This window comes from Streptomyces palmae (genome assembly GCF_004684805.1).
GTDB classification, from domain to species: Bacteria; Actinomycetota; Actinomycetes; order Streptomycetales; family Streptomycetaceae; genus Streptomyces; species Streptomyces palmae.
In genome coordinates this window covers 1-5,553 of sequence record NZ_SRID01000424.1, presented here as the reverse complement: position 1 = coordinate 5,553, position 5,553 = coordinate 1, and the positions used below count along the sequence as shown (strand labels likewise).

Sequence of the window (5,553 nt, the reverse complement as noted above, 5' to 3'; positions counted from 1 at the left end):
CCGCCGGGGGGCTCGGCACCGGAGGGCTGGTCGTGCCCTCCGGCTCACTGCCCGCCCAACTCCGCGCGGCGCTGGCCCCACTCGCCCCCGCGTTCGACGCCGCCGAGCGAGGCACCCGGCCGTGAGCCGCCCCGCCCGGGGCATCCGCTGAACGAACAGGGGATCCGGACCGCGCCGATGTGCCCGGCCAGCATCCTCCTCGTCAGCCGATTCCCCGTGGATGCCGCCGCGTCAGCTCGCGATCCACGCGTGGAGCACTACTCCGGCATGCGGGGTGGTGTACGGGCCGCGGGCCTGGGTTCCGCCAGGCCCGGAGTACGGGGTGCGGTGGGGTCGGCTGTTGGTTGCGGTGCGGTTGGTGGGTGTGACTCCGGCGGGGTGGTCTGGTGGGGGGTGCGGGCTGCGGTCGGGTCGGCCGCCGGTTGTGGTGCGGTTGGTGGAGCCGGGTCTGGCGGGGGTGCCGAAGTCGGGGTCTCCGGCGAGTTGGACGGTGTCTCCCCGGCGCCGTTCAGTTCGTCGCGCATGACGGCCCGCAGCCGCAGGGTGCCGACCAGCCGCTGGAAGGATTCGGACCAGTAGCCCACGGCACCCGGCGAACCGTCCTCCGGCTCGTCCGATACCGCGGTCAGCACCTCCAGCCGGTCCGCCTGCGCCGGGTCCAGGCACCGCTCGGCGAGCCCCATCACCCCGCTGAAGCTCCAGGGGTAGCTGCCCGCGTCCCGGGCGATGTCCAACGCGTCCACCACCGCCCGACCCAGCGGCTCGGACCACGGGACGGCACACACCCCCAGCAGCCGGAACGCGTCCGACAGCCCGTGTGCGGCGATGAACTCCGCCACCCAACCGGCCCGTTCCTCCGGCGGGAGGGCGGACAGCAGCTTCGCCGGATCCCGCCAGGACGCCGTCACGGCCGCCGCCAGCGCGGCCTCCCCGGCGATCGGCGGGGTGCTGAGCGGCGCCGCCGGGGAGCCGAGCAGCGCCCGCGACCAGGCGGTGTTCCGCTGCCGGACCGCCGCCCGGCACCAGGCCGCGTGCAGATCGGGCTGCCAACCGTCGGCGACCGGTAGCGCCACCACGGCCGCGGCGCCCCGCCCACCGAACCACTCGGTCCAGCACTCCAGCGGGGTGGACTCCACCAACTGCCCCAGCCACCAGGCCTTCTCGCCTCGGCCGGAGGGCGGTTTGGGGACCACCCCGTCCCGCTGCATCGCGCTGTCGCACTCCTCCGGCGCCCGCACCACGATCCGCGGCGCGCCGGCGCCCCCGGCCGGATCCTCCAGCCGCACATGGGCTCGCGACCGCTCGGCCATCCGTCGCGCCAGCGCCGAACAGGGCAGCGCGGACAGCAACTCGGCCGCGGTGGCCCGTACGTTGCGGCTGCGGTCGGCCAGCGCCTGCTCCAGGAACGGCTCGTCCCCGGGCGACAGGTTGTCGCGCAGCGAGTCCAGGAACATCAGCCGATCCTCCGCGCGCTCCGTCGCCCAGGTGCCGGCGAGCAGCGCGAGCCCGGCCGCGGGGTCCCGGTGCCGCACCATCGACAACAGGGACACCCGTTCCGCGAACAGGCCCTCCTCCCACAGCTTCGCCACCTCCTCGGGGGTGGCCGACTCGGACAGCCCGCCGGTGCCCCGGCCCGGACCGCCGCGCAGCGCGAACTTCCACTCCGCGTTCAGCCGGGCCAGCCACAGCCCCCGCGGCCCGGCCAGGGCGAGCGCGTCGGGACGCAGGTCGGTGCGCGCCCGCGCCGCGTCCAGCAGTGCGGGCAGCAGAGCGTCCGGGGCGCGGTAGCCGTGCCCGTTGGCCATGGCCAGCCACTGCGGCAGCAACTCGGTGAGGTCCGGGGCGGCACGCGGCCCGGACGGCCCCTGGCCGACGCGGTCCGCCAGCAGCAACCCCAGCCGGCGGCGTGCGGCGGCGGGCAGCGCCGGGCGCGGGTCGGCCGGTGCGGGGGCCGGCAGCGGCCAGGCGGCGGCCGGGCGCACCCCCGCCCGGCGCGCGACCGTGCTCAGCGCGGCGGCGTCCAGCAGCGCGGCCGCGGGATCCTGCCCGGGCCGGACGGTCACCGGTGGCCTGCGGCGCTCCGTGCCCAGGAGCGCCGCGGCGAGCAGATCCCCCCACGCATCGGCCTCGGGCACGGCCCCGCCTCCGGGCGCCGTCTCTGCTCCCCCTTCGGGCCCCCCGCTTCCGGCTTCCGCCATGGCCCCTCCCTCAGGCACCGTCTTGGTTCCTCCCGCGGAACCGATCCCGTTCTCGGGCGCCGTCGTGCCGGCCGTGCCGTCCCCGGCCGGAGGGCCTGCGGTGGTGGTCGTGGTCGTCGTGGTCCTGGTCACGGCGTCCCTTCGTACGGGTCGGTCGGTCGTACGGGTCGGTCCGGGGCGGTCGGCTGCCGGAGGGCGGTGGCTCAGAGCGGAACGGGGTGCGGGTCCCAGGTGGTGATCGGGGCGAAGCCGCGGTGCCCGCACTCCCCGAAGACGGTCACCGGACCGCCCCCGGAGACCGCCGTGAGCTGCCAGAGGTTGGTGCGCTGGAGGCAGCGCGGGTCCACCGGGACCGCGGTGCCGGTCCGGGCGTCGGCCAACTGCCAGCCACCCTGCCCCGGTATCGGCGTGACACCGGAGAGAACGGTGGGCCAGGCGTCCAGCCAGGGATCGTCGCGCAGCGCCTCGCCGTAGTCCGCCAGCGCCTCCGCTATCCCCGTCCCGGGTGGCGCGGTCGCCTCCGACTCCGGCGCGGGCCGCCCGTAACGGGTGCCCAGCACCGCCCGCAGCGGACGGGCCGACGGGTAGTAGACCAGGTCCGCGTCGAGCACCAGACCGGTGGGCAGGGCCGGCTCGGGGGCCCGCCCGGCCGCGCCGAACGAGAGCAGCAGCGCCATCCGCCCGGTGCGCCGGCCGCGCAGCCAGGTCCGGCGGGCGGTCAACCTGCCCTCCTCACTGTCCTGGCGGCCGAGCACCGACCAGTGGTCCCGCACGGCCGGCCCCGAGGCCAGCAGCCCGGCCGTGCCGACCGGGATGCCCACCCGGGAACGGGTGGTGGCGGCCAACCCCTCCGGCAACTCCTCCCTGTGGAGGAAGCCCTGGCTGAGCAGATGGGTCAGCGCGCACTCCTCCAGCATCCGGCCCGGCCAGCCGGGCCCGGAGGCCCGCACCGACGCCAGCTCGCGCACCCGGGCCGCCAGCCCCGGCGCCTGCGCGTCGACCATGCGGGCCGCCGTCTCCCCCCAGACGGTGAACCCGGCGTGTGAGTCGTCATCGGCCGAGGCCAGGCCGTCCCGCAGCAGGTCGGTCAACCGCTGCTCCAACTCGCTCGCGCCCCCCTCGATACGCGCCGCGCGCTGCTCCGCCCGGCGCCGGGCGGCCACCGGGTCGGCCCCCGCCGCGGCAGCCGTGCCGTCTGCCGTCTCGGCACCCTCCGCGACGCCCGGCGCGGTGGCCGAACTCCGCCGCGCGGCCAGCCACTCCCCGGCCCACTCCGGCGGAGCCGCCGCCTTCGGTACGCTCCCCTCTCCCGTTTCGCCGGCCCACAGCAGCAGCAGGCCCAGGGCGTGTTCGCACGGAGACCTCCGACTCCGGCAACCACACCGGTACCCCGGACCGCCGGCCCCCTCCAGGTCCACGACGGTCTGGTACGGGGCGCTGCCGCCCCCTTGGCACAACCCCCACACACTCTGGGCGTCGCTGCCCGTCCCCGACCACGGACCCGCCGTGCCGAGCTCGCCACCCGCTATGCGTGATGCGGTGTCAGGAGCCAGTGCCAGCACCTGTTCCGCCGTCCAACGTTCCCCCTGCGGATTCATGTCACAAACGCTAGGAGGCGCCACTGACAATCGCTGTGACCTGCGGAGACACAGATGCCGAGAGGGACTGTCAGTGGTCGGGTGCAAGGTGGTTCCAGCATCCGGAGACGCACTGAGTGCGAGTTGGGGGAGCTGACATGACTGTGCCCGGACCCGATGTCACCACCGATCGGACGAGCGGCGCGCGGCCGGGGCCGCAGGCGCTGCGGCCGCACGCCGAGGACGCCTTCGCGGAGGAGCTGGCGGCGCTCGCGGCGGCCGACGACCGCCCGCGTCCGGAGCGCTGGCGCCTCTCGCCCTGGGCGGTCGCCACCTATCTGCTCGGCGGCACGCTGCCGGACGGCACCGTGATCACCCCCAAGTACGTGGGCCCGCGGCGGATCGTGGAGGTCGCCGTCTCCACCCTGGCCACCGACCGCGCGCTGCTGCTGCTCGGGGTTCCGGGCACCGCCAAGACCTGGGTCTCCGAGCACCTGGCGGCGGCGGTCAGCGGCGATTCCACCCTGCTGGTGCAGGGCACCGCCGGCACCCCGGAGGAGGCCATCCGGTACGGCTGGGACTACGCCCGACTGCTCGCCCACGGCCCCAGCCGGGAGGCGCTGGTGCCCAGTCCGGTGATGCGGGCGATGGCCCGGGGCATGACGGCGCGGGTCGAGGAGCTGACCCGGATCCCCGCCGATGTGCAGGACACCCTGATCACCGTGCTGTCGGAGAAGACCCTGCCGATCCCGGAGTTGGGCGAGGAGGTCCAGGCGGTGCGGGGCTTCAACCTGATCGCCACGGCCAACGACCGCGACCGCGGGGTCAACGAACTCTCCAGCGCCCTGCGCCGTCGGTTCAACACCGTGGTGCTGCCGCTGCCCGCCACCCCGGAGGCCGAGGTGGACATCGTCACCCGGCGGGTCTCCCAGATAGGCCGCTCGCTGGACCTGCCGGCGGCACCGGACGGCATCGAGGAGATCCGCCGGGTGGTCACCGTCTTCCGCGAGTTGCGCGAGGGCGTCACCGAGGACGGCCGCACCAAGCTGAAGTCGCCTTCCGGCACGCTCTCCACCGCCGAGGCGATCTCCGTGGTCACCGGCGGGTTGGCGCTGGCCGCCCACTTCGGGGACGGCGTGCTGCGGGCCTCCGACGTGGCCGCCGGCATCCTCGGCGCGGTGGTCCGCGACCCGGCGGCGGACCAGGTCGTCTGGCAGGAGTACCTGGAGGCCGTGGTCCGCGAGCGCGAGGGCTGGAAGGACTTCTACCGCGCCTGCCGGGAGGTGGCCGCATGACGACCGAGCCCGAGCGGTCCGGGGCGCCACCCGCCGTGGCGGGGCCGGTGTTCCTAGGGATTCGGCACCACGGCCCCGGCTCGGCCCGTGCGGTCCGGGCGGCACTCGACGCGGTCCGGCCGAGCGCGGTGCTGATCGAAGGGCCGCCGGAGGGCGACGCGTTGGTCGGCCTCGCCGCGGAGGAGGGCATGCGCCCGCCGGTGGCGCTGCTGGCACACGCCGCGGACGACCCGGGGCGGGCCGCGTTCTGGCCGCTGGCCGACTTCTCCCCGGAGTGGGTGGCGATCCGATGGGCGCTCGCCGCGGACGTACCCGTGCGCTTCGTCGACCTCCCCGCCGCCCACTCACTGGCCCTCGCCGCCGAGGAGGAGCGGCAGCCGGGCGAGCGCCGGGCCGGGGCGGGGGAGCGGCAGGGCCGGCAGGGCGAGCGGGCCGGAGAGGAGGCGCGGCGCGAGGGACGGGGGCCGGCCCAGGCCCGGGTGG

General features: G+C 76.1%; 4 protein-coding genes and 1 pseudogene. 3 read left to right on the top strand and 2 right to left on the bottom strand.

Annotated features, from left to right (window positions below; genetic code table 11):
• Window positions 1–125 (top strand): annotated as a pseudogene (locus E4099_RS35290) (TetR family transcriptional regulator); the annotation flags it as partial.
• A gap of 132 nt (window positions 126–257) precedes the next feature.
• On the opposite strand, the gene E4099_RS28295 reads toward E4099_RS35290, so the two are convergent.
• Together E4099_RS28295 and E4099_RS28290 are read right to left on the bottom strand one after the other, a co-directional pair.
• Window positions 258–2,198 carry a DUF5691 domain-containing protein gene (locus E4099_RS28295; RefSeq protein WP_425348281.1) on the bottom strand — a complete coding sequence of 647 codons (1,941 nt, stop codon included), beginning with the start codon at window positions 2,196–2,198 and terminating at the stop codon, window positions 258–260.
• A gap of 203 nt (window positions 2,199–2,401) precedes the next feature.
• Window positions 2,402–3,796, bottom strand: coding sequence for an SWIM zinc finger family protein (locus tag E4099_RS28290; protein WP_135341971.1), 1,395 nt, complete (start codon window positions 3,794–3,796; stop codon window positions 2,402–2,404).
• A 137-nt stretch (window positions 3,797–3,933) separates the two neighbouring features.
• Here E4099_RS28290 and E4099_RS28285 point away from each other — a divergent pair, with 137 nt between their 5' ends.
• Window positions 3,934–5,070: an ATP-binding protein gene (locus E4099_RS28285; RefSeq protein ID WP_135341970.1), complete on the top strand. Its 1,137-nt coding sequence runs from the start codon at window positions 3,934–3,936 to the stop codon at window positions 5,068–5,070.
• Window positions 5,067–5,553: DUF5682 family protein (locus E4099_RS28280; RefSeq protein WP_245245253.1), on the top strand; the 487-nt coding region annotated here is incomplete at its 3' end. The genes E4099_RS28285 and E4099_RS28280, both read left to right, overlap by 4 nt.